15 protein-coding genes and 5 pseudogenes are annotated in these 20,617 nt (G+C 61.0%); 10 read left to right on the top strand and 10 right to left on the bottom strand.

Going from position 1 to position 20,617, the window contains the following annotated elements; all coding sequences use genetic code 11:
* Positions 1 to 1,428 (bottom strand): 2-oxoadipate dioxygenase/decarboxylase HglS, encoded by a 1,428-nt coding sequence (hglS, locus tag ACVIHF_RS43320; RefSeq protein ID WP_456794197.1) that lies wholly within the window; start codon positions 1,426 to 1,428, stop codon positions 1 to 3.
* Positions 1,429 to 1,563: 135 nt separating this feature from the next.
* Between hglS and ACVIHF_RS43315 the strand changes: the two genes are divergently transcribed.
* The gene (locus tag ACVIHF_RS43315) at positions 1,564 to 2,466 is read left to right on the top strand and encodes a LysR family transcriptional regulator (protein ID WP_456794196.1); all 903 of its coding nucleotides are present in this window, start codon (positions 1,564 to 1,566) and stop codon (positions 2,464 to 2,466) included.
* A gap of 1,678 nt (positions 2,467 to 4,144) precedes the next feature.
* Positions 4,145 to 5,119 (top strand): LysR family transcriptional regulator, encoded by a 975-nt coding sequence (locus ACVIHF_RS43310; RefSeq protein ID WP_456794013.1) that lies wholly within the window; start codon positions 4,145 to 4,147, stop codon positions 5,117 to 5,119.
* A 336-nt stretch (positions 5,120 to 5,455) separates the two neighbouring features.
* Here the strand turns inward: ACVIHF_RS43310 and ACVIHF_RS43305 are convergent.
* Together ACVIHF_RS43305 and ACVIHF_RS43300 are read right to left on the bottom strand one after the other, a co-directional pair.
* Positions 5,456 to 5,594, bottom strand: a pseudogene (locus ACVIHF_RS43305) (transposase domain-containing protein); the annotation flags it as partial.
* 107 nt (positions 5,595 to 5,701) lie between these two features.
* Positions 5,702 to 5,851 (bottom strand): ATP-binding protein, encoded by a 150-nt coding sequence (locus ACVIHF_RS43300; protein ID WP_456791515.1) that lies wholly within the window; start codon positions 5,849 to 5,851, stop codon positions 5,702 to 5,704.
* Between the two features lie 29 nt (positions 5,852 to 5,880).
* Between ACVIHF_RS43300 and ACVIHF_RS43295 the strand changes: the two genes are divergently transcribed.
* Both ACVIHF_RS43295 and ACVIHF_RS43290 read left to right on the top strand, forming a co-directional pair.
* A complete protein-coding gene (locus ACVIHF_RS43295; RefSeq protein ID WP_456791508.1) occupies positions 5,881 to 6,366 on the top strand; it encodes a hypothetical protein in 486 nt (161 codons plus the stop codon).
* The gene (locus ACVIHF_RS43290; RefSeq protein ID WP_229180235.1) at positions 6,360 to 8,462 is read left to right on the top strand and encodes a recombinase family protein; all 2,103 of its coding nucleotides are present in this window, start codon (positions 6,360 to 6,362) and stop codon (positions 8,460 to 8,462) included. Before ACVIHF_RS43295 ends, ACVIHF_RS43290 begins: the two co-directional genes overlap by 7 nt.
* A 6-nt stretch (positions 8,463 to 8,468) precedes the next feature.
* Here the strand turns inward: ACVIHF_RS43290 and ACVIHF_RS43285 are convergent.
* Positions 8,469 to 8,785: pseudogene (locus tag ACVIHF_RS43285) on the bottom strand (ATP-binding protein); the annotation flags it as partial.
* Between the two features lie 318 nt (positions 8,786 to 9,103).
* Between ACVIHF_RS43285 and ACVIHF_RS43280 the strand changes: the two are divergent.
* Together ACVIHF_RS43280 and ACVIHF_RS43275 are read left to right on the top strand one after the other, a co-directional pair.
* Positions 9,104 to 9,271, top strand: a complete 168-nt coding sequence (locus ACVIHF_RS43280) for a hypothetical protein (RefSeq protein ID WP_225649575.1) — start codon at positions 9,104 to 9,106, stop codon at positions 9,269 to 9,271.
* A gap of 18 nt (positions 9,272 to 9,289) precedes the next feature.
* On the top strand, positions 9,290 to 11,326 hold the full coding sequence (locus tag ACVIHF_RS43275) for a recombinase family protein (protein ID WP_456794195.1): 2,037 nt from the start codon (positions 9,290 to 9,292) through the stop codon (positions 11,324 to 11,326).
* 25 nt (positions 11,327 to 11,351) lie between these two features.
* Here the strand turns inward: ACVIHF_RS43275 and ACVIHF_RS43270 are convergent.
* From ACVIHF_RS43270 to ACVIHF_RS43250, 5 genes and pseudogenes are all read right to left on the bottom strand, one after another.
* A pseudogene (locus tag ACVIHF_RS43270) lies at positions 11,352 to 11,681 on the bottom strand (ATP-binding protein); the annotation flags it as partial.
* A 241-nt stretch (positions 11,682 to 11,922) separates the two neighbouring features.
* A pseudogene (gene istA, locus ACVIHF_RS43265) lies at positions 11,923 to 12,744 on the bottom strand (IS21 family transposase); the annotation flags it as partial.
* 510 nt (positions 12,745 to 13,254) lie between these two features.
* Positions 13,255 to 14,430 (bottom strand): annotated as a pseudogene (locus tag ACVIHF_RS43260) (IS91 family transposase).
* 9 nt (positions 14,431 to 14,439) lie between these two features.
* Positions 14,440 to 14,712, bottom strand: a complete 273-nt coding sequence (locus tag ACVIHF_RS43255) for a tyrosine-type recombinase/integrase (RefSeq protein WP_456794012.1) — start codon at positions 14,710 to 14,712, stop codon at positions 14,440 to 14,442.
* 478 nt (positions 14,713 to 15,190) lie between these two features.
* A complete protein-coding gene (locus tag ACVIHF_RS43250; protein ID WP_456794011.1) occupies positions 15,191 to 15,394 on the bottom strand; it encodes a reverse transcriptase domain-containing protein in 204 nt (67 codons plus the stop codon).
* Positions 15,395 to 15,721: 327 nt separating this feature from the next.
* Here ACVIHF_RS43250 and ACVIHF_RS43245 point away from each other — a divergent pair, with 327 nt between their 5' ends.
* The gene (locus ACVIHF_RS43245) at positions 15,722 to 15,889 is read left to right on the top strand and encodes a hypothetical protein (RefSeq protein WP_229177792.1); all 168 of its coding nucleotides are present in this window, start codon (positions 15,722 to 15,724) and stop codon (positions 15,887 to 15,889) included.
* A gap of 195 nt (positions 15,890 to 16,084) precedes the next feature.
* On the top strand, positions 16,085 to 17,155 hold the full coding sequence (locus ACVIHF_RS43240) for a recombinase family protein (RefSeq protein ID WP_456794010.1): 1,071 nt from the start codon (positions 16,085 to 16,087) through the stop codon (positions 17,153 to 17,155).
* Here the strand turns inward: ACVIHF_RS43240 and ACVIHF_RS43235 are convergent.
* Entirely contained in the window at positions 17,139 to 18,485 is a 1,347-nt protein-coding gene (locus ACVIHF_RS43235) for an IS5 family transposase (RefSeq protein WP_456794009.1), read from the bottom strand. The two genes, ACVIHF_RS43240 and ACVIHF_RS43235, sit on opposite strands and share 17 nt — an antisense overlap.
* 60 nt (positions 18,486 to 18,545) lie before the next feature.
* On the opposite strand from ACVIHF_RS43235, the gene ACVIHF_RS43230 reads away from it, so the two are divergent.
* Positions 18,546 to 19,733: a hypothetical protein gene (locus ACVIHF_RS43230; RefSeq protein ID WP_456794008.1), complete on the top strand. Its 1,188-nt coding sequence runs from the start codon at positions 18,546 to 18,548 to the stop codon at positions 19,731 to 19,733.
* Between the two features lie 558 nt (positions 19,734 to 20,291).
* Positions 20,292 to 20,531 carry a hypothetical protein gene (locus ACVIHF_RS43225; RefSeq protein WP_456794007.1) on the top strand — a complete coding sequence of 80 codons (240 nt, stop codon included), beginning with the start codon at positions 20,292 to 20,294 and terminating at the stop codon, positions 20,529 to 20,531.
* The last annotated feature ends 86 nt before the right edge of the window (positions 20,532 to 20,617 follow it).

The following is a 20,617-nucleotide window of genomic DNA, read 5'->3' as shown; positions in this document are numbered from 1 at the left end:
TCAGATGACTTTAGGCATCGCGGAGCACCACAGCCTGGGACTGCAAATCCCAAGCTGCTTCAGGGCCCGCTCGAACGAAGCCCTCTCCTCTTCCACATAAAGCTCGAATTCATCGCGAACGACAACGCCGAGCGCCTCTTCGAACTCGGCTCGACCGGATTGCGCGGCATAATAGCTTCTCTGCTCATTGCTGCCGAGATTTGACTGGAATATACCGGCTGCACTGACCGGCAGAAAATCCTCGTACACGATCGGGTCGAATCGCACGAGGCCGTCGGCGATCAATTCGCTCACGTTCCGCCTTAACGCGCCATAGGGACTTGATGCGAGCGCGGTCGGAGTTGCCGAGTAGCGGAAGAAGGCAAGCCCTCTGGAACGCAGTTCAGCCCAGTCGTCCGGGAACGACCTGAAGCACTCCGAAAGCTCGGCATCGTACGTCGCCCTCTGCACCCCACCGGGCTGCGCATCGCGACGGACGGCCCCGAGCAACTTATCATAGAGCCCACGTCCCTTCGCCGTCAGTGCGACGCCACGTTGCTCGATCTCGCCGAAGCGCGCTGAATGCGCTCCCGACGCAGCCCCGCCCGCGCTTTGCCTGAAGGAAATCGGCTCCTCCAACGCCTTGAAGCTAGTCTGACGCAGCAGGATCGGACAGTTGCGACGTGGCGCCCCTTCGATCACCGCCTTTGGCGCCAAGCCACGTCGCGGCATGCCAGCCTGGATGGCATCAATATCCAGAGTCCTTGGCGTGAGATGATTGATATGCGGCCCTTTGAAGCCGACGATGTCAGCTATCAACCGGTGGGCTTGATGCAGCTTTCGATATGTAGCGATATCCACGGACGCATCACTGTGCCAGCGGAAAGTTTCCAGCGCCTCGCGAACGAACTCTTCTGCTTCCGGGCACGTCAACCTGCCCTCGACTTCAAATATGCTGACGAGTTCGAGAACACGCGGCGTGAAAATCCGGCGAGCAGCCAGGATCGTTGTGGCCTCGGCGCGCAGCGCGGGATCTTCGATCAAGTCGAGGCGAAGCAGGGATGTAAACACGCGGAATGGATTACGGCAAAGAGCTTTGTGTTCGATCGGGCGAAAAGCGGTGGAGTGAACCGGGACGCCGGCCACTGAAAGATCATAGTAACCGACAGGGTGCATGCCCATGACTGCGAATACTCGGCGAATGTCGAACAGCTCCCGTGCCGCGCCGAGCCGGACAGCACCGTGACGCTCGACGCCCAATCTTTCGATTTCGCCGCACTGCTCGAGACTTGCACGCAAGCGAGAATCGACGCTCAGGGTCTCTGCATTGACGTCAGCGACGAGATCCAAGAGCGTCCCATATTGTGGAACCTCGGCGCGATACATGTCGGACATCGCCCGCGAGAACAGACTACGAATTTGATCCGGGCTAGCGTATCGTCGGAGCATCAACACCTCTATGCTGGTTGCGCGCCTCAGGAGCACACCCAGATTGGGCTTTTTTTGATATGTAACGAGGATGATTATTCTTGTGTTTTCAACGCAATCAAACAATGTTTTCTCAAGAGATCATTCTTGCTTGGAATGAGTATGCACAGACCTCGCCGATTCCTTCCCTCAACCGCGCTGCTGGCAGCTTTCGAGTCGGCCGCCAGATTGGGCAGCGTCACTCTAGCGGCCGGAGAGCTCAGTTTGACTCAGAGTGCAGTCAGCCGCCAGATCAAGCTTCTTGAGGAGCAGCTCGAGGTTGAGCTCTTTGCGCGCGAGCGACAGGCGATGCGCCTGACGGCTGCCGGCGAAGCCTATGCGCGCGAAGTTCGAGAGGCGCTGCGAAAGATCACCACAGCTAGCTTCAACGTTCGCGCCAATCCCAGGGGCGGCACGCTCAATTTGGCGATCTTGCCAACTTTCGGCACGCGCTGGCTGGCACCACGCCTTCCCAAGTTCTTGGCGCAAAATGCTGGTATCACCATCAACCTCGCAACGCGCCTGACCTATTTCGATTTCCGCACCGAAGTATTGGATGCTGCCATCCATTTCGGGCCGCAGGACTGGCACGGCGTTGAGATGGCCTTGTTGCGCTCCGAACAGGTTGTCCCCGCCTGCAGCCCCGAGCTGAAGAAGCAGCACAGGTTTCGGACGGCGGATGACCTCAACAAAGTACCACTACTCAGCATCTCGACGCGGCCTAATGCCTGGGACCAGTGGTTTTCGATTCAGCACATAGTCGGACAGCCCGGACAGACGATGTATTTCGATCAGTTTGCAACTGTTGCCAGAGCTGCGATGGTCGGGGTCGGCGTGGCTTTGCTGCCGACTTTTCTAATCCAAGAGGAGTTGGCGAGCGGAAAACTTGTGCGCGCCGTCAATCTGCCTATGGAAAGCAGCGAGCGATACTATCTGGTGTGGCCGCCCGAGCGATCGACCCACCCACCCCTTATCGCATTCCGTAACTGGCTGCTCGCAGAGGCTGCCACGGATCGATGAAGACAATCGAAGCTCGGCTCATCTGTGACCAAATGCGCCCGACCTAGCCATTGGTCCACGGAAGCTTGCTCTTGGTCAGGCTGGCGTTTGAACCCGTTCTTCTAGGCCACTCATATCGAATATATGGGTGGCGTATCTTGTCGTGGGGTGGCCCGCGTAGCGCTTCGGGAAGATGAGCTGCATTCCTCTCCCGGTGGGCACCCTGCGAATCTTGGCTGATGGCGCTCGCCAATGTTGCTGGCGCCGAACATATCCGCTTCCAGCATGCGCTCGGGGCTGTCCTGTTAATTTGAATGCGGCTCTCCAAGCAATCTTGGCTATCAGGTAGCGCCGACACCAATTAATAGCAAATCGGTTGATCGAGCACTGTCAAATCTTCTTACCACGTGAGCTCGGGCTGCAAACCGCTGCACCCGTTCGCGTAAACGGGCCTAGGATAGGTAAGTAACTCGGCCGCAATCCGACGGCAAAGCACAGATGAAAAGCCCCCTCGTCCGCGTCAGCAAGATGCGTCTAGAGTGCCGAACTTACGACGAACCCACAAGCGCGTCGATCATTAGGCCAATCAATTAATCAGGCCTATTCTGGTATAGACTTGCCCCGCTCCGAGCTGCTTCCTGCTTCCCTCGATCTTGGGGTCATCCAGCGTCGTCAGCACCTATTGCGACCATCGGCTTAGAACCCCGCTCTGCCATTGCGAATACGAAAGTAGACCCCGGCGCCGCGCGGGATGAGCTTTCCCGCCACGAGAGTGGTCTGGGCCTAGGTAGCCAAGGTAACAGCTAGGAGAGTTGTCGAGTAGGCGATCAGTCAGTCCGCTTATCATAGCAGGTTGAGATGCATCTAAGCCATTGATCAGAAGAATATTCTCTCCATTACAGTGCGCCTCTTGTGGGCGTTTTTTAGGCGGTAAGGATGCCTGCGCCTCCGGTTGGTTGCTCGGATGAAGGCCCTTATGCGCCGCCGCCCGGCAGGCCTCCCCCCTCAGACTCTTGCGATCAGCAGAAGCCTCTTCGGCTGTTGTTCCCGTCGCCAGTAGGCGCGGCCCCTCGTGTCATGGATGTTCCTGGCCGCGATCAACAAAGCACTCGGGCGGCCAATCTCATTGCTCAGAGCGTGGATATTGGTCGTTTGCCACTATGCGAGCGGCCGATCGCTTGTTGAACGAGACCTCGTTTCTGCCTGCCGCCGAACGATGGGCCTTGCGGGTGGAATCGACGGAGGTCGATCCGTGACAACTCAAGCCCGTTAGAACCCCTGACGGCTCCAGCGGTTGAAGCGAATGCAGATCACTTTGTAAGGCCCACGGCCCCCGGGCAATCGCAACAGCGCGTTCCGCAACGCAACCTATGAACGGACGAGCCGCTTATTCCTCAGCGATCATCGAGCCGGTGCGCCCCACGCCGCCCTCACGGCAGCAAAGGTTTAATCCGTCGCCACTGCGCATCGCTCACCCATGCAAATCCGGCTCGTCATCCAAGAGCAATCCGGTGGAAAACTTGAATCACGATCCCTCCTTCGCCGGAATCCTTAGACCCAAGGCCGAACGGGGTCCTCGCCCAAGGTTAAGGATCACCGGCAACATGGCAACCCGCAACAAGCTCCACGCTGACCTTCCGGCCGGCCAACTGGACGAATTTTGTTGCGCTTAACTCATTTCAGATGCTAGATTGTTTCAATGGACATTCGGCATCTGCGGTATTTTGTGGCGGTAGCTGGGGCCTTGAGTTTTGCAAAGGCCGCGCGCGACTTGCACATGAGCCAGCCTCCCCTATCCAAACGGATCGCCGACATGGAAAAAGAACTCGGCGTACGTTTGTTTGATCGTTCAAGCAAGCACGTAAGCCTGACGGCAGTAGGGCAAGGTCTATTGCCTCAAGCTCGCGTTGCCGTTCACGCGTTTGATTGCGCAATATGTGCTGCGCGTGCTGCGTCGCCAAACAAGTCGAATCGCTTGCGAATCTCTTTGCCCCCCGAGACTTCACGCGGCGTGCTACTCGATGTAGTCGATCAACTTCGTCGGGAGAACGTGCAGGTGAACATGGTTGAAGCTACCACGGCCGAACAGCAGCGGCTGTTAGCCGCGGGCGAAATCGACGTCGCGGTACTTCGGCATCCCTTCGACGCAAGGGGATTGAGGGTATCAGCGTCCTTGGGCCAGAAGTTCGGCGTGCTGATGCACACCAATCATCCGCTAGCAAGACGAGAAAACTTGCAATTGGTGGATTTGCGCTCATATCCACTGGTCATGTTTCAACGCGACCTTGCCCCAGGCTTGTACGACGAGATTTTAGAACTCTGTCGAGCTGGCGGATATGTCCCTCCGAGACTCCTGCATGGTGTGAGGACGACCGCAGCGCTACTGACTACGGAGCAGGCGGTAACAATCACAACGGAAAAGCAGCTGAAGCGGCGCGGTCAGGCAGGCTCAGGAGAACTGACCTGGAAGCCGCTCGCGGGTTCGCCGCTCCATTATTGGACGTCCGCCGTTTGCCGCTCCCAGAACTGGGATCGCCTCACGCGACTCGCCGTTGCTGCGATCCTAGACTCTCTTCAGGAACACGAGAACTGGGTTCCGATGCCCCGCCCTGTCGCAAAACGTCGTCGAGCGAGACGAGTGGGCAAGTCAGCCGATACGGGTTTGGTCGCGTAAGAATCGTCACAGTGGCCGGCCGCACGAAGCTACCCTAAACTCTGGTGCCCAGTCCGCCGAGCGGTGAAGCCACCTAGCATCTCAAATCGCTTCGTTAATATGCTCGATTGTCCGTCAAACCGCCTGCCCTGCAATTAACAAAACTGAATGGCCAACCAATTTCTTCGGGTCTCCTTTGCATTGGGGGTCGAATGTGCGGTAAGGCGCAACATCAAGAACCTCAAAGGAGCAAGATAGCTTATCTTCGGGAGGCAAGTTAGCGACCAGCTGACTCGCCACTTTACATAGCTCTCGTCCACCGTAAGCGGCAAGCTAAGGCCGTCAGGCAGCGTGGTTCTACGGCATAAGCTCGTCGATTTGGCTGCTCGGCCAGCCGTTGGCGATACGTTGGAGCGTGAGGGCAAGCCAGGCGAGCGGATCGACGTTGTTCATCATCGTCGTTCTGCAGCAGCGTTGCGATGGTCACCCAGGTTTGCGTATTTCGCAAAAACGGGACAGTGGTTTCGCTAACGGACGGACAGCAGTTTCGCTAAATCGCGGACAGCGTGGCGGCGCTGGCTTTTGGTTGCCTGGTTGTTGAAGTCAGTTGGTATTGGTTTCGCTGTTTTCAACGTCGGTCAAGGGGCGCGCGGCTTTTTTCCTTCGCATGCTGTCGCCTTCGAGAGCGATGCGGTGGGAGTAGTGGATGATCCGGTCGAGGATAGCGTCTGCGATGGTTGGCTCGCCGAACACGTCAGAGTACCCCTATTTTTGAGCGGGTCGTGTCTCACGTCACGATCACTGACCCGCATCATTTTCTTTTTGGGCACCGGCTTGAGGTGCTGAAGGAGCGGTCGGGGCGCGGTCCCGCCTACGTCGTTGTCGCGCTGCCGGACGGCCGGCCGCGGGCGGTTCGGATCGCGTCGACGGATCTTGCCGAGACGATCACTTCCCGCCCGAACGCCGCCGATCTGCCGCGCATCAGTGCACGTACGCTGATCCCATTGATGCAACATTTGAGCGCGAGTCTGAGCCTTCTCGACGAGAAGGTGATTCGCGATGACCCACCGACCGCTTCCAGGTCGCGTTGCGTATCGACCCCTACCGACATTGGCAAGTCCACCTGGCCGTCCGATGGCCGACATTCCGCGCCTGTGGCCGAATCTGTCGACCGCGACGCAAACCCAGATCGCTCAAATCCTCGCGACGCTGCTGCGGCGAATGCAAGCGGTTCCTGGCAGGCCCGGAAGGGGACTGGGTCGTGCTGATCAGCTTGAACGTCGCTGACGAGCGGCTCACGACTGCGCACCGAGCCAAGTTGGCCTATGTCTACGTGCGGCAGTCATCCGTGAACCAGGTGCGCCAGCACCAGGAGAGCACAGAGCTGCAGTACCGCCTCGTCGATCGCGCCATCGGACTAGGCTGGCCGCCGGAGCGCGTGCAGGTCATTGACGAGGACCTGGGCAAATCCGGTGCTGGCGGTGTGGATCGTCATGGTTTCCAGAAGCTCATTGCCGAGATCGGCCTTGGCAACGCCGGTCTCGTGGTGAGCCTCGACGCTTCGCGCTTGGCCCGCAACAATCGGGACTGGCATCAGCTTCTCGAACTGTGCTCGGTATTCGGCGTGCTCATTGCGGATGGCGAGCGGCTTTACGACCCGCGCGCCTATCACGACCGCCTTCTACTGGGCTTGTCCGGCATCATGAGCGAAGCGGAGCTGCATCAGCTTCGGATGCGCCTTCATCAAGGCGAGCGCCAGAAGGCGGCACGAGGCGAACTGCGGCTGCCCCTGCCGGCCGGGCTTGCCTATGATAGGGCGGGCGCAATTGTTCTCAATCCCGATGAGGAGGTGCAGGCCCGACTTCGGCTCGTGTTCGCCAAATTCCAGGAACTGCAAAGCGCTCGCCGTGTGATGCGTTACTTGGATAGGAACGGATTGTCCTTGCCGGTTCGACCGCTGCTTGGACCATCTCCACACGAGATCGTCTGGCGTGCGCCAGATAGTGCACGCGTCCTTAGCATCCTTCAAAATCCGGCCTATGCTGGGGCGTACGTTTATGGCCGCCGGCAAAAGGATCCGAGCCGATGCCGGCCGGGATCGCTGACGGGAACGGTCAAGGTGGCGATTGAGGATTGGGCGGTTTGCCTCCACGCCGCTCACCCAGGCTATATCAGCTGGGAGGAGTTCATGGCCAACCAGGGGCGACTGGCGGATAACGTCTTCCGCCATGAGGCAGGACATTCTGGCGTACCGCGCAAGGGGGCAGCCCTGTTACAAGGAATTGCGATCTGCGGCCGTTGCGGACGGCGCATGAGCATGCGCTACACGGGCCCGAATGCTGACTATCCGGTCTATTGCTGCCGCTCGGATCGGGACCAGCAAGGCAGTGCACTTTGTCAGGAAGTCCGGGCGTTGGCGGTTGACGCGCTGGTCGAGCGAGTGGTCCTCGATGCCCTGGCGCCGGATCAGATTGAGATCGCACTCGCAGCGGCAGGCCAACTGGAGCAGGAGAGTCGTCAGCTCGAGCGCCAGTGGGCGCTTCGCGTGGAGCGTGCCCGCTACGAGGCCGAGCGCGCTCGGCGTCAGTATGACGCTGTCGAACCCGAGAACCGTCTTGTGGCGCGCTCACTTGAGCGGGCTTGGGAAGAGAAGCTGCGTGTCGTCGAGGCGGTCGAGCAGCAGCATGCGCGTTGGCGCGTACAAGAGCCGCTTCTGATTGGCCCGGCGGAACGCGCTGGGCTACAAGCGCTCGGAGAGAACCTGCCGCGGATTTGGAACGCGACCACCACGTCGGCAGCCGATCGCAAGCGCATTCTACGATTTGTCATCCGCGAAGTCGTTCTTGATCAGAAGCGGGCCCGAGGTCAGGTCTGGCTCAAGATCGTCTGGCAGACCGGCGCAACCAGCGAGTATCACGTTCAACGGCGGGTTCACACCTACCGCAATTACATCGACATTGATCGGTTGCGGCGACGGATCATCGAGTTGAATGCTGAACACAAAATGGACGCCGAGATCGCAGCCATACTCAATCAGGAAGGCTTCGTCGCAGCCCGAGGCTGCGCCTTCAAAGGCGAGAACGTCTGGGTACTGCGTACCCGCTGGGGCATTCCAACCGTCAAAATCAACGGTGTGGACAATAATCCGATGCGCTGGCCCGACGGGAGCTTCTCGATTCAGGGCGCGGCGGCTGAGCTTGGAGTAACTCCGCAAACAATCTTCGATTATCTTGCGCGCGGATTGCTGGCAGGTCGTCAGTTGGCCAAGGGCCAGCCATGGCAGATCGAGCTCTCAGACGAGCAAATCAGTCGACTTCGCAAGCGGGTGCGACGCACCAAGCGTTCGAAGAAGGAGGCATCATGAAGTCATCGGCTCGCCGATGAGCGCGTGCCACTGGTCGACCGGAGGTTGGCTGGTGACGAGGGTGGAGCGGCGGCCGTAGCGATCCTCCAGGATCTCCAGGAGGTCGTGGCGGGCGCCGGCATCGAGTGGGCCAGGCCCCAGTCGTCGAGGATGAGTAGATGGACGCGGCCGAGCGCGCGCAGCAGGCGCGGGTGGCGGCCATCGCCGCGGGCGAGCGCCCGCTCGTCGAACAGACGCGGGACGCGCTGGTAAAGGACAGAGCGATTGTCGCGGCAGGCCTTGTGGCCGAGCGCCGAGGCAATCCAGCTCTTGCCGACGCCGGCCGAGCACGCGACATAGTACCCAAGAACATCCGTTCGAAGTTGTCATTCAATATCGACATCATCCACGCGCTGGTGAGCGCGTCATTGCTTTGAGGCGCGTCATTCACGGGGCTCGCCATCACTTCGTGATCGAACAGCCCGACGGCTCTCGCGCCTTGCTGCCGGCATGGATGACAGAGAATTCCGCCGCGGCACTGCCGACGGTTGAAGTCCCTCGGCTTCCCCTGGATTCGTTGCGCGCACTTCGCGGCCTCGTTGATGCACAGCGCGTATCGTCGTCACCATCATCGGGAACGAGTCGGACGGTTGGAGGTGATGATGGAACAGCAATGGCGACAGCTCGATCTGGCGGCGGTCACGGCAGGCACAGTCCAGCACCAGCGGCTCGATCCGCTGATTCGTTTGGAAGTCACAAGTCTGCTCAAACTTCTTCTCGACGAATGCAGCACCGCCCGCGCAAAGGTGACGGAGGCGGACAATGAATAAGATAACGTCTGATCATTTATCACGCAGCGCCTATGTCTATGTGCGGCAATCGACCCGGACCAACTCGTCAATAATCCTGAGAGCCGTCGGCGTCAGTACGCGCTCGCAACTCGCGCACAGCTGCTTGGCTGGGAAAACGTCATCGTCATCGATGATGACCTTGGTCGCTCGGGGGGCGGCACAGCGCGTCCCGGCTTTGAGCGCTTGCTGACCGCGATCTGCACCGGAAGCGCCGGCGCTGTGCTGGCCGTCGAGGCTTCCCGCCTGGCCCGTAATGGCCGCGACTGGCACACACTTCTGGAGTTCTGCACGCTGGTGAACAGCCTGATCATTGATGAGGACGGCGTTTACGATCCAAAGCTCACCAATGACCGACTGCTGCTAGGTATGAAGGGGACGTTCAGCGAACTGGAACTAACGATCTTGCGCCAGCGCTCACAAGAAGCACTGCGCCTCAAGGCAGTACGTGGCGATCTTCACACGAGTGTGGCCGTCGGCTACGTGCGCAGCAGCGACGACAGGCTTGAGCTGGATCCGGACAGGCGGGTGCGCGAGGCGCTCCATTTGGCGTTCCGTAAGTTTGCCGAGTTTGGCAGCGTGCGCCAGGTCGCGATTTGGTTATGCGATAACGGCATCAAGATGCCGATTGTCGTGTATGGTCCACGCGGCCGAATGGTGGAGTGGCGGCTGCCACGCTACAATACGATTCACCGGCTGCTGACCAATCCGATCTATGCTGGCGCCTACGTATTTGGTCGGACCGGCTCGCAGGTTCGAATCGAAGCCGGCCGCAAGCTGGTCACCCGTAATGTACGGCGAACGCAGAAAGACTGGGAAGTTCTGATTCGTGATCATCACGACGGCTACATCTCCTGGCAGGATTACGAGAACAATCAACGGACCATCAACGGGAACGCTAACATGAAGGGCGCGATGGTGCCGGGATCGGTGCGCAATGGCGGTGGATTGCTGGTCGGCCTGTTGCGTTGTGGACGTTGCGGTCGCAAGCTCAAAGTGCAGCATAATGGGCTGCGAGGTGTTGCGCGCTACCTTTGCAACGATGCCAGCGTTAATCACGGAAGACGAACGAAGTGCATTGCGTTTGGCAATGTGCGAATCGATGCAGCTGTGTCGGCCGAGGTATTATCGGTGATTGCGCCTCTCGGCCTTGACGCTGCTCTGCAAGCAATCGCGGACCGCGAGCGCGCCGGCCGAGAGCGGCTGCAGCACATAGAGCTTGCGCTCGAGCAGGCACGCTATGAAGCGGCTCGCGCACACCGACAATATGATGCGGTTGATCCAGAAAACCGCCTGGTCGCTGGAGATCTCGAGCGGCGGTGGAATGAACGGCTTGCGGAAGTGGCGCGCCTCGAAGATGATCTTCGCATTGCCCGCGACAAACAGCCGCCCACTCTAACCGACGCAGAACGCGCAGAGATTCTTGGACTAGGGACAGACGTGGAGCGCCTGTGGAGCCATCCGGCAGCCTCGGCTGCGACACGAAAGCGGATATTGAGAGCGGTTCTCGAAGAGATCATCGTCACCGTCGAGCCACGAATATTGCACCTAAAATTGCACTGGAAGGGGGGCGACCACACTGCGCTCGAAGTTGTGAAGAACCGGGCCGGACAGCATCGGTGGAAGACCGATGCTTCAACTGAACAGCTGATCTGTGATCTGGCTCGTTTGCTGCCGGACGGGAGCATTGCGTCCGTTCTTAATCGGCTTGGCACACGCACGGCCAAAGGCAACACGTGGACCCAGCAACGCGTTTGCGTCTTCCGCAACGACCACAACATCCCTGTCTACCGAGATGGCGAACGCGCCGAGCGTGGAGAGCTGATCCTGCACGAGGCTGCAAGCCGTTTGGGTCTCAGCAAGATGACGGTGGTACGACTAATCAAGGATGGTATCCTGCCGGCCAAACAGAGTTGCGTAGGCGCACCGTATGTGATCCGGGAGATTGACCTGAATCGGCAGGAAGTCCGTCATGCGGTGACCAATGGTCGCGCAGTATCACAAGATCCGCGGCAACGAAGCTTCGATTATCAATGACATAGCGAGATGTGCATCATGCCACCAGCCCGGCCGGACCGCAGATCAGCAGATTGGCGTGGTCGTCGATCCAGCGTCCCTCGACGAGGCCGGCGAATAGCGCGCGATCGAGACCGCGCGGGGTCCGGTAGTCGACATCCTCAACACAAGCCTGCTGGCTCAGCCTGGCGTGACGCAGGCGGGTGGCGAGCCGCTTGTCGTGACGCAGCGATACTTCGCGTTCGAGCAGCAACGCGAGCCATTCGGCGTGACCGAGGCTCGCGGCCACGCCAGCGGCCTCGATGTCGACAAAGGCTTTGGCCATGCTGTGGAGGCCGAGCGCGTTGAGCCGGTCGAGGGTCGGATGGATGAGCAAGGGATCATCTCCTAATTGTAGTAGCGCGGTCCGCGGATGTTGGAATGCGGGATCGGCAGGTCGTCTGTGGAACGCTGGGGAGCAGGACGCCGATCGAGGTTGTTGGCGAGGATCGACTTGACCGAGCCATAGAAGCGCGCGCCGATCTCGATCGCCCGCGCAGCTGCCGCGTCCAGGCGCTCGCGCCCGTAGGACGCGGCGAGCCTGAGGATGCCGAGAGGAACCCCTGCTTGGGGTGCGAGAAGACACGGTGGCGCAGGCGGCCGAGCAGCCAGCGCTCGACGATGAGGACAGCCTGCTCGACCTTGGCCTTGTCGCGCGGCTTGCGTGGTCGCGCCGGCAAGACGGCCGTGCCGTAATGCGCCGCCATCTCCGCATAGGTGCGATTGATCTGCGGGTCGTAGAGGCTCGCCTTGATGACCGCGACCTTGATATTGTCAGGCACCAAGAGCGCCGGCACGCCGTCGATCGCCGCCAAGGTGCCGACGTGGGCGCTGATCCAGTCGGCAAGCCCCTGCGTCCACGTCGCCTGCGCATAGGTGAAGTTCGAGGTGCCAAGCACGGCGACGAAGACCTGCGCCGTCCTCCGCTCGCCAGTGAGGCGATCGACCACCACCGGCATGCCGTCGCCCGCGTAGTCGACGAACAATTTGTCGCCGGCCGCGTGCGCCTGGCGCATCGTCACCGACAGGCGACCCTCCCAGGCGCGGTAGAACTCGCAGAAGCGCGAGTACCGGTATCCGCCGGGCTCGGCGGCAATGTACTCCTCCGACAGGATCGACAGCGTCACGTGCTTGCGCTCGAGCTTGCGGTGCACCGCCGCCCAGTCGGGCTCGGCGATGCGGCGGTGACCCTGCCGGTTGCCGTTGCCGGTCTTGGCGAACAGACGGGCCTCCAGGGCCGCGTCCGTGAGTTCTCCGGGCAACGGCCAGCTCAGGCCTGCGGCCTCGAACCGCCGGATGGTCAACCGCAACGTCGGGGGCGCCGCGCCCATCCGCCGCGCAATCTCGCGGCTCGGCAGCCCAGCCGCCTTCATCCTGATCACATCGCGCACGCGGCGCATCGCAAGCCTCTCCATCGGCATCCAGGGTCCCCCTTCGCAAAGCCGAAAGGACGGACCCTATGGGAGCCAGAAGAGGCCTCGTCACCCGGGCGAGATCATCCCGGAATGGCGGGCGAGATCGTCTCGGAACGGGTGGGCGACTTCAAATCGGAATACTGGAGGGCTCAAATAGGCCCCGCGTTAAAGATCTCGCCGCAAGTCGAGCGCGGGACCCTATTTGAACCCGGATTGAACGAAGACGCGTCTTGTGGGCGCGGAGCTACGGGCGCTCGATCCGAGCGTCGGCTGGCGCAGCTGAGCCGATGTTGGGCCCGCGGGCGAGCGAGGCGGCAGATTGCCGCTGATATTGGCAGCGAAGGTAGTCGCCGACAATAGCGGCAAGCCGCGCGTTGTGCGTGAGAGGCCGATTCCGGCTCGTTCGCCGGGCGTTGTGAGTGTGCTTGATCGCTCCGACGGAGAAGGTCGGCATGGCGATGCACCTAACGGGAGCGATTAAGTCGAGGTGGTTGGTCATGATGTGTCGCAGCGAGGTGTTTGCGAGCGCGGCACAAGCCCAATCTCGACCATGCGGCCTCCGCAGAAGGGACACAAGTCGAGGCGGTGACCAGTGAGGACGGTATAGCGCTCACGATAGTCGACAGGTTCGGCACGCGGAGGCGGCTCCGGCGCCTCAAGCGCCGCTCGGATGCGCGCCGTTTGGCGGCGCGGCAGGCGTTCGCCAAGAAGCCAAAATGACGGATGCGGCGGAACCCCTTCGGCAAAACGTGGAGCAGAAAGCGACGAATGAACTCCTCAGTGTCGAGCGTCATCACTTTGGCTTTGTTGCCGGCGATAATCCTTCCACCGGAAGCGGACGTGGCCCTGCTCACAGGTAAGGAGCCGGCCGTTGGCGATCGCAACGCGATGGGTGTAGCGCCCGAGATAGGCCAGAACCTGCTCTGGCCCGCCGAAGGGACGCTTGGAGTAGACGACCCATTCGACCTTGCGTAGAGCGTTCAGATAGCGGCCGAATGCGGCTGGCTCGACGAGGTGCGTGAGGTGGCCGAAGAACTGGAGCTTGGTATTATCGAACGCCGCCTGCAGGCGCTCCAGGAACAGCCGACGATACAATTGTGACAGGACGCGGACGGGAAGGAAGAAGCCAGGACGACAAGGAACCCAGCTTCCGTCAGGGGCAATCCCGCCGCCCGGCATGAGGCAATGGGCATGCGGATTATGCGTAAGGGTTTGGCCCCAGCTATGGAGAATGGCAATCATCCCGGTCTCGGCACCGAGATGCTTTGGGTCGGCGCTGATGAGACGGATCGTCTCGGCTGCCGTCTTGAGCAAGATGTCGTAGACCACCGCCTTGTTCTGTAGCGCGATGGCGGCCACGGGCGCCGGCACGGTGAAGACGACATGAAAATAGAGCACCGGCAGCAGGTCGGCCTGGCGATCGGCGAGCCATTGGGCGCGCGCGAGCGCTTGGCACTTTGGACAGTGCCGATCGCGACAGCTGTTATAGGCGACGCGAACCAGGCCGCAGTCGTCGCACCGCTCGACATGGCCGCCGAGCGTCGCTGTGCGGCACGCCTCGATGGCCGCCATCACACGGCGCTGGTCGGATGAAAGCCGAGAGCTCTGTGCGGCACGGAATGCGGCGCCGTGGCGGCGGAAGATGTCCGCCACCTCGAGCACGGGGCGCATCTGCGCAGCTCAGTCGGGTGGGATCACCGTGATGGAGAGTCGGTCGAATGGGCTGGTCGTGCGGGCGAGCAAATTCGTCGCAACCTGAGCGTAGCGCGCGGTCGATCCCAGATAGGCATGTCCGAGCAAGACCTGAATGATGCGGATGTCGATCCCGCCTTCCAGGAGATGAGTGGCAAACGAGTGCCGGAGCGTGTGGACAGCGATCGGCTTGGCAATCCGAGCACGGCGACGGGCGGCCCGGGGCGCAGCCGAAATGTCGGCTAAACTTTGCGATCGCATAGATATAGGATTGCTGGATCGACGGCGACAGATTGCGGACTGTCATGTCCTCGATCATGCGCTTGGCGAAGAGGGCTCATCGTAGCCATCTGGGTCTCCTGTCTTGAGAGGGGTGGTGCGAAGACCAACATCCTCTCAGACAGGACACCTCAGTTCAGCAGGCTCCCCCCAAACTCCCGCGCAGCGGGTTCGTTCAATGGTGGGCGAGAACATCTCGGAATGGTGGGCGACATCGAGCGGAATCCGCATCGAACGTTTCCGGGCGGCGTTGCCCCCGGCGTGCGCGGCGCTCGGCCGCGTACCGTCCAAATTCCAGAATCCGTGTCTTCTCCTCATTCAGCGAGAGACCGAACTTCGCCATCCGCTCACGCAGTGCATCGAGAAAGCGTAGGGCCTCGGACTTTGTTTCGAAGCCCACGACGATGACATCCCCTTTCGCCGTTTTGCTTCGCCACTGGTGGATCCAGAGGTCGAAGACCTAGTGCAGATAAATATTGGCGAGGAGCGGCGAGATCACCGCGCCTTGCGGCGTACCTATCCGTGCTACGGACTTCGATCCACTTTCGACAACGCCAGCGGTCAGCCACTTGCGTATCAATCGCAAGAGCCGGCGGTCTGCAATCCTGTGCTCGAGGAACCGCATCATCCATTCGTGATCGATCGTGTCGAAGGAAGCGGCCACAGACTACCCATCACCATGATATTCCGGCTTCGGTAACGATCACGCGCAAGCGTCACGCTTTCGAAGATCGGACGCTGGCCATCATCAGTACCATCAGGCGACGCGGCATCCGCTATCTCCTCACAGTCCTGCCGGATGGCAGTCGGTCGTTGATTCCGGCGAGCTGGACCGATTGGCAGGTAGAGCCGCTTGGAGGCATGCCGCCAATCGATGCCGATGACGCTGTCCACGATCTCGGCAGGCTCGGTGATTTGCTCCACTTACGCAAGCTGGTCGACGCTCTTTGCATCCGGAGTGCCGAGTCGGCGCCGTGCAAGGAGAGCCGCCATGCAATTGAACCTGGACGTTTTCGATCAGCCCGATGTTCCACCAAGCGCGCCAGTCGCGTGGGAGCAAATCGACGAAGCCGCCCGCATCGCGGCAATCGAGATTCTGGCGCGCCTCATCTCACGCCTGCTTCAGAACGGCCCGGCGACGGAGGCAAGCGATGAATGAGCGCGTCAAGATTACGCCAAGTCATCTCTCTCGACAGGCCGTCGTCTATCTGCGCCAATCCAGCGCCGCACAGGTCGAGCACAACCGCGAATCGACGGAGCGGCAATATGCGCTTGTCGGCAAAGCGCGCGAGCCGGCTGGCCCGATGACAGCATCATCGTTATCGACGAGCTTGGCCTCTCCGGTTCGGGCGCGGTGGCGCGTTCGGGCTTTGCCCGCCTCACCGCCGAAGTGGCGCTCGCGCGCGTCGGTCTGGTGCTCGGTCTCGAAGTCTCGCGGCTCGCGCGCAATAACGCCGAATGGTACCGCCTGATTGATCTGGCCGGATTTACCGACACGCTGATCGGCGATGCCGGCGGCATCTATCATCCGGCGCTCTTCAACGATCGCCTCTTGCTCGGGCTCAAAGGCACGATGAGCGAAGCCGAACTGCACGTGCTGCGGGCTCGCCTCAACGGTGGAATCCGCAACAAGGCGGCGCGCGGCGAACTACGCCGCGGTCTGCCGGTCGGCTTCGTCTGGGGCGAGGCTGATGGCGAGGTCCGCTTCCATCCCGATGAGGCTGTCGTTACCGCCATTCGCCACGTTTTTGCGCGCTATGCCGAGATGGGATCGGCACGTCGCGTTTGGCTCTGGTTTCGGTCCGAGGGGCTTACGTTCCCGCTGCAGCTGCACGCCCGTGCCGACATCCTCTGGGTCGAGGCCAGTTACACCGCCATCCACCAGGTCTTGACCAATCCCGTCTATGCCGGCGCCTATGTCTATGGCAAAACGCGCCAAGAGACGATGCTCGATGGCACTGGCGCGCGCAAGCAGCGGATTCGATCCTTGCCGCGTTCCCAATGGCAGGTCTTCATCCCCGAGCATCATCCAGGCTTCATCGATTGGCAGACCTATGAAGCAAATCAGCAACGTCTCGCCGAGAATACGCGACCTCAGCCGCACAAGGGCGGCGGCGCCGTGAGGGAGGGCGGCGCTCTCCTGCAGGGTCTTGCCAGTTGCGGCCATTGCGGCCGCCGCCTGCATACCCACTATCGCGGACGCAATGCTTCGCCAGGCTATCACTGTGCTGGCAAAGTGCTGGTCGAGAACCGAGGCGTCTATTGCCTCAATATCGGTGGCGTTCAGATCGATCACGCCATCACCCAGGCGTTCATCGCCGCCTTAGAACCCGCAAAGCTGACCGCGACACTCACCGCCGCGGAACGGCTTGAAGCGGATCGCGAGGCGGCGCTCAAACAGTCGACCGTTAAGAAGCCGGATTGAGCTGAGCTGGACAGTTGAGCGTGCGCCAGAGCGAGACCAGCAACAGGCGCAAAAGTTCTCTGAACCAGGCGAGGATACGGCGAAAGTTGTGGCCGGCAGCTGAGAGGACGACGTTGGCGGCATCGCCGGCGCGGCCTTTGAGGTAGCACCGGCCGAGGTGTCCTTCGGCCTTGAGGTGTCCGATGATGGGCTCGATGGCGGAGCGGCGGCGCAGTTCGCGCTTGATGATGCCGAAGACGCCGCGCTTCTGGCCGGAGATGAAGACGCGGCGGGGATTTTGCGCGTCGTGGCCGCGGTAGCCCTTGTCGACATAAGCCCGCTCGATCGCACAGCCGGTCAGTGCCTCGGTGCGGTCAATGACGTCCCGCAAGGTGTGACCGTCGTAGGGGTTATTGGGCAGCGACCTGGCATGCAGCACGAACAGGCCACCGGGAGCCCGGCGATTGTTGGTGACGATGGAGGCCTTCACGCCGAACTCGTAAGGCGCGGCGGCCTTGCCCTTGCCGATGCACTCCACCTCCGGGGCGTGGAAGGAATAGAGCTTGAAGCCGCGCTGGCGCTGTTGCTGCGAGCGGATCTGCGCGGCCCGGCCAAGCGGGAGGGCGAACGCCTGCTCCAGTGCGGGTTGGCCCTCGATCTTGCGGCGGATGTCGCGGATGATCCGGCCCAGCCGGCTGCGCAGGATGCGCAGCTGCCGCTGGTGCCGGTTGAACTGCTTGGCATGAGCGTAACGGCCCGCCATCATCGCCGCGCCTTTGGCCACGCGAGCATAGGATTGCCGCAGCCTGACCCCGTGCTTCCTCGTCAGGCGGTTCAGCCCCCGGATCGCTGCATGCAGCAGTTTGGCGTCGGTCGGGAAGCTGATGGCCTTCGGCTGCACAGTCGTGTCGACCGTGACCCGCTTGAGGTCCTGGCTGCGTAACGCACCGGCCTCGTGCGCCACCCGAAGGCTCTCGGCCAACAACCGCTCCAGCCTGTCGCCGAGCCGCTTGCGCCAATGGCTCAGGTCCGAGCGCTCGTGCGGGAAAACGTGCTGGAAAAACTCTTCGCCGGTGAAGAACTGGAAGTACGGATCGTGCACCCAGCGCTCGCACACCCCCTCATCGGACAGCCCGTAAATGTGCTTGAGCAACAGCAGCCCGATCATGAAGCGAGTCTCGATCCCCGGCCTGCCGTTCTCGCTGTAGAGCGGGGCGATCTCAGCGTCGATCCAGTCCCAGTCGATCTTACCGGCAAACAGAACGAGCTCGTGCTTCATGTTGATGATCTGGTCCAGCCGTGCCCGGAACAGATCGTTCGATCCCGTCGTCTTGTGCTTCTTCGGCCGCATCGTCCCTCCGATGCACCACAGAAGCACGGTTCGCAGTGACGGGGAATCCACAAAACGAATTTGCAAGGTTTGCGGCCATCAAGCCTCAAATCCCTGCAATCTCAAACGCCGTCAAATCCCAAAAACAGACTCCCGCTCAATCGCTTACAGGCTTGTTCACAGCCGACCAAACAATGGCGACTTGCCGTTGAACGCGCCAGCTACGAAGCCCAACGCGCAGAACGCCGTTATCGCGCCGTCGATCCCGACAACCGTCTCGTCGCGCGCGGTCTCGAGCGAGAGTGGGAAGCATGCCTGAAGGCGCTGGAGGCCGCCAAGGCCGATCTTGCGCGTCGTGAGGCCGCTCGCCCCCATATGATCAGCCAACAGGAGCGTGACCGCCTGCTCGCGCTCGGACCTGATCTCGTCTCCGTCTGGAACGCAAGCACGACGACGCCGCGCGACCAGAAGGAGTTGCGCACGCTCCTCGACGAGGTCGTCATCAAAGTCGATCGCGATGCCTTTGCCGCCCATTTGACGCTGCGCTGGAAGGGCGGCGCGCTGACCGAGATCGATCTCGCCCTGCCCCGATCGCGGCCAGCGACGATCCGCACCGACGAGGATACAGTTGCGCTCCTGCGACGACTGGCAGTGCATTATCGCGATGCCGTGATCGCCGGCATCCTCAACCGGCAGGGCCGCACAACGGCCTACGGCCACCGCTTCGACCGCAACCGCGTCGGTAATTTACGCCGGCACTGGAAGATCCCGAGCTTCCAAGAAAAACCGCGAGCCGACGGCGATCTTCTGACCATCAAGCAAGCCGCCAACGCGCTTGGTGTCGCTCCCTCGACGATCCACGTTTACTCAACGACAGTATCATCGTCTTGCCAGTTCACGTATAGCTTCGAGCCTCGTCGACGCGCTGGTCCGGCTCAGGGTCCGGGGCGCGGGAGGATGTTTGCTATTGCCCTTGGCTGCCCGCCTTCCCTCCAGACCTTCCGCGAGCAACGGTGTGGACCCGTCGCTTTTGTTCAGGTCGTTCATTGGTACTATGCGGACATCCGACTTCTCGTCGACGATGACGCTGGGCTTATGGCATTCGCCTTTCCCCAGTCTGCCCGAAGGCTGTTTGTCTTCGGGCGACGACGAGATCTCCCACTTCCTGTGCGAAGAATTTCCCCGCATGCTCAGGCTCTCCGACCGCGTGGAGCCGTTGAGCGGCTCGCGATGTGCGCCGCCCAACTTGTTGCCTTCCGCTTAGGATAACAGCGTCGGCGCTCCAGACTTCCGATTTCGCGGCTCAATGGCTGGCCTGCGGTTTCCCCTGTCAACGCTTCGAAGTCGTCCTCACGAACGCCTCCGCATGACTCGGGGCCAAGGTAGGTCGCTACTCCTTTCCTGTATCGAACTTGCATCGACTATCCTTCGCCAGTTTCACTGGCGCACTATCCATCCGGCGTAGGCCACAGACGGGCCGTCACGCGGCAGTGCCATCAGCGTCGCAGATGACGCCGCTTGGGTGGCAATTGCCGAGCCCGGCGCGCAATTCGAAAGTAGCAGCACATCCAGCGGATGAGCTGGGAACGCGCGATGCAATCGAGTGAGTTGGAAAGCCAAGGCTACGGATTGATGCCATTCATTTTGGCCGTAACGATCGGGCTATACATACGCGCCGCCCGCCGCGACCAGAGCCCCAGAGCAGCCAGAGCTTTCGGCCGAGCGCGATGTCTCGTAAGCCCCGTTACGCAGCGCTTTCTGAAAGGTACGGCCCTTACCCCGCGAGGAACAGAATGAAGCTCGCCTCCCGTTTCAGGATGGAATCAAATGCCTTCGCCAGATCCTGCCCGCGGAACGCTTGGCGAGCAGCTCACACATATAGATCCCAAAGAAGCCAAAGGCCGGCTCAGCCGTCTGTCGCATCTGAAGGTGTTCTTCGGGGCTTTTACCATTGGCGCAGCGTTCGATCTCGAATGGTGTATTGACCTTAAACGGCGCTTAGGACCCTTCAAGGAAGAGTGTTCCGTGGGGAGGATGAGGATCGACGTCGAACAATCAGCCCCTTAACGCGATAGTGACGCGAAGCCCTAGCTAGTGTCCCGAGTCACAAGTTCGCATCATTAGATTCGCGTTAGGGTCGCATCGCTGTGGCA

This window comes from Bradyrhizobium sp. USDA 4506 (assembly GCF_054058795.1).
Note: the sequence above shows the minus strand (reverse complement) of the source record. Positions and strands in the feature narration are given on the sequence as shown.

Bases quoted from the DNA above. Each gene is read 5' to 3' on its own strand.
- hglS (WP_456794197.1), bottom strand. From the start codon at position 1,428: ATGCTCCGACGATACGCTAGCCCGGATCAAATTCGTAGTCTGTTCTCG.
- ACVIHF_RS43315 (WP_456794196.1), top strand. From the start codon at position 1,564: ATGAGTATGCACAGACCTCGCCGATTCCTTCCCTCAACCGCGCTGCTG.
- ACVIHF_RS43310 (WP_456794013.1), top strand. From the start codon at position 4,145: ATGGACATTCGGCATCTGCGGTATTTTGTGGCGGTAGCTGGGGCCTTG.
- ACVIHF_RS43280 (WP_225649575.1), top strand. From the start codon at position 9,104: ATGGAACAGCAATGGCGACAGCTCGATCTGGCGGCGGTCACGGCAGGC.
- ACVIHF_RS43255 (WP_456794012.1), bottom strand. From the start codon at position 14,712: ATGCGATCGCAAAGTTTAGCCGACATTTCGGCTGCGCCCCGGGCCGCC.
- ACVIHF_RS43245 (WP_229177792.1), top strand. From the start codon at position 15,722: ATGCAATTGAACCTGGACGTTTTCGATCAGCCCGATGTTCCACCAAGC.
- ACVIHF_RS43235 (WP_456794009.1), bottom strand. From the start codon at position 18,485: ATGCGGCCGAAGAAGCACAAGACGACGGGATCGAACGATCTGTTCCGG.
- ACVIHF_RS43225 (WP_456794007.1), top strand. From the start codon at position 20,292: ATGCCTTCGCCAGATCCTGCCCGCGGAACGCTTGGCGAGCAGCTCACA.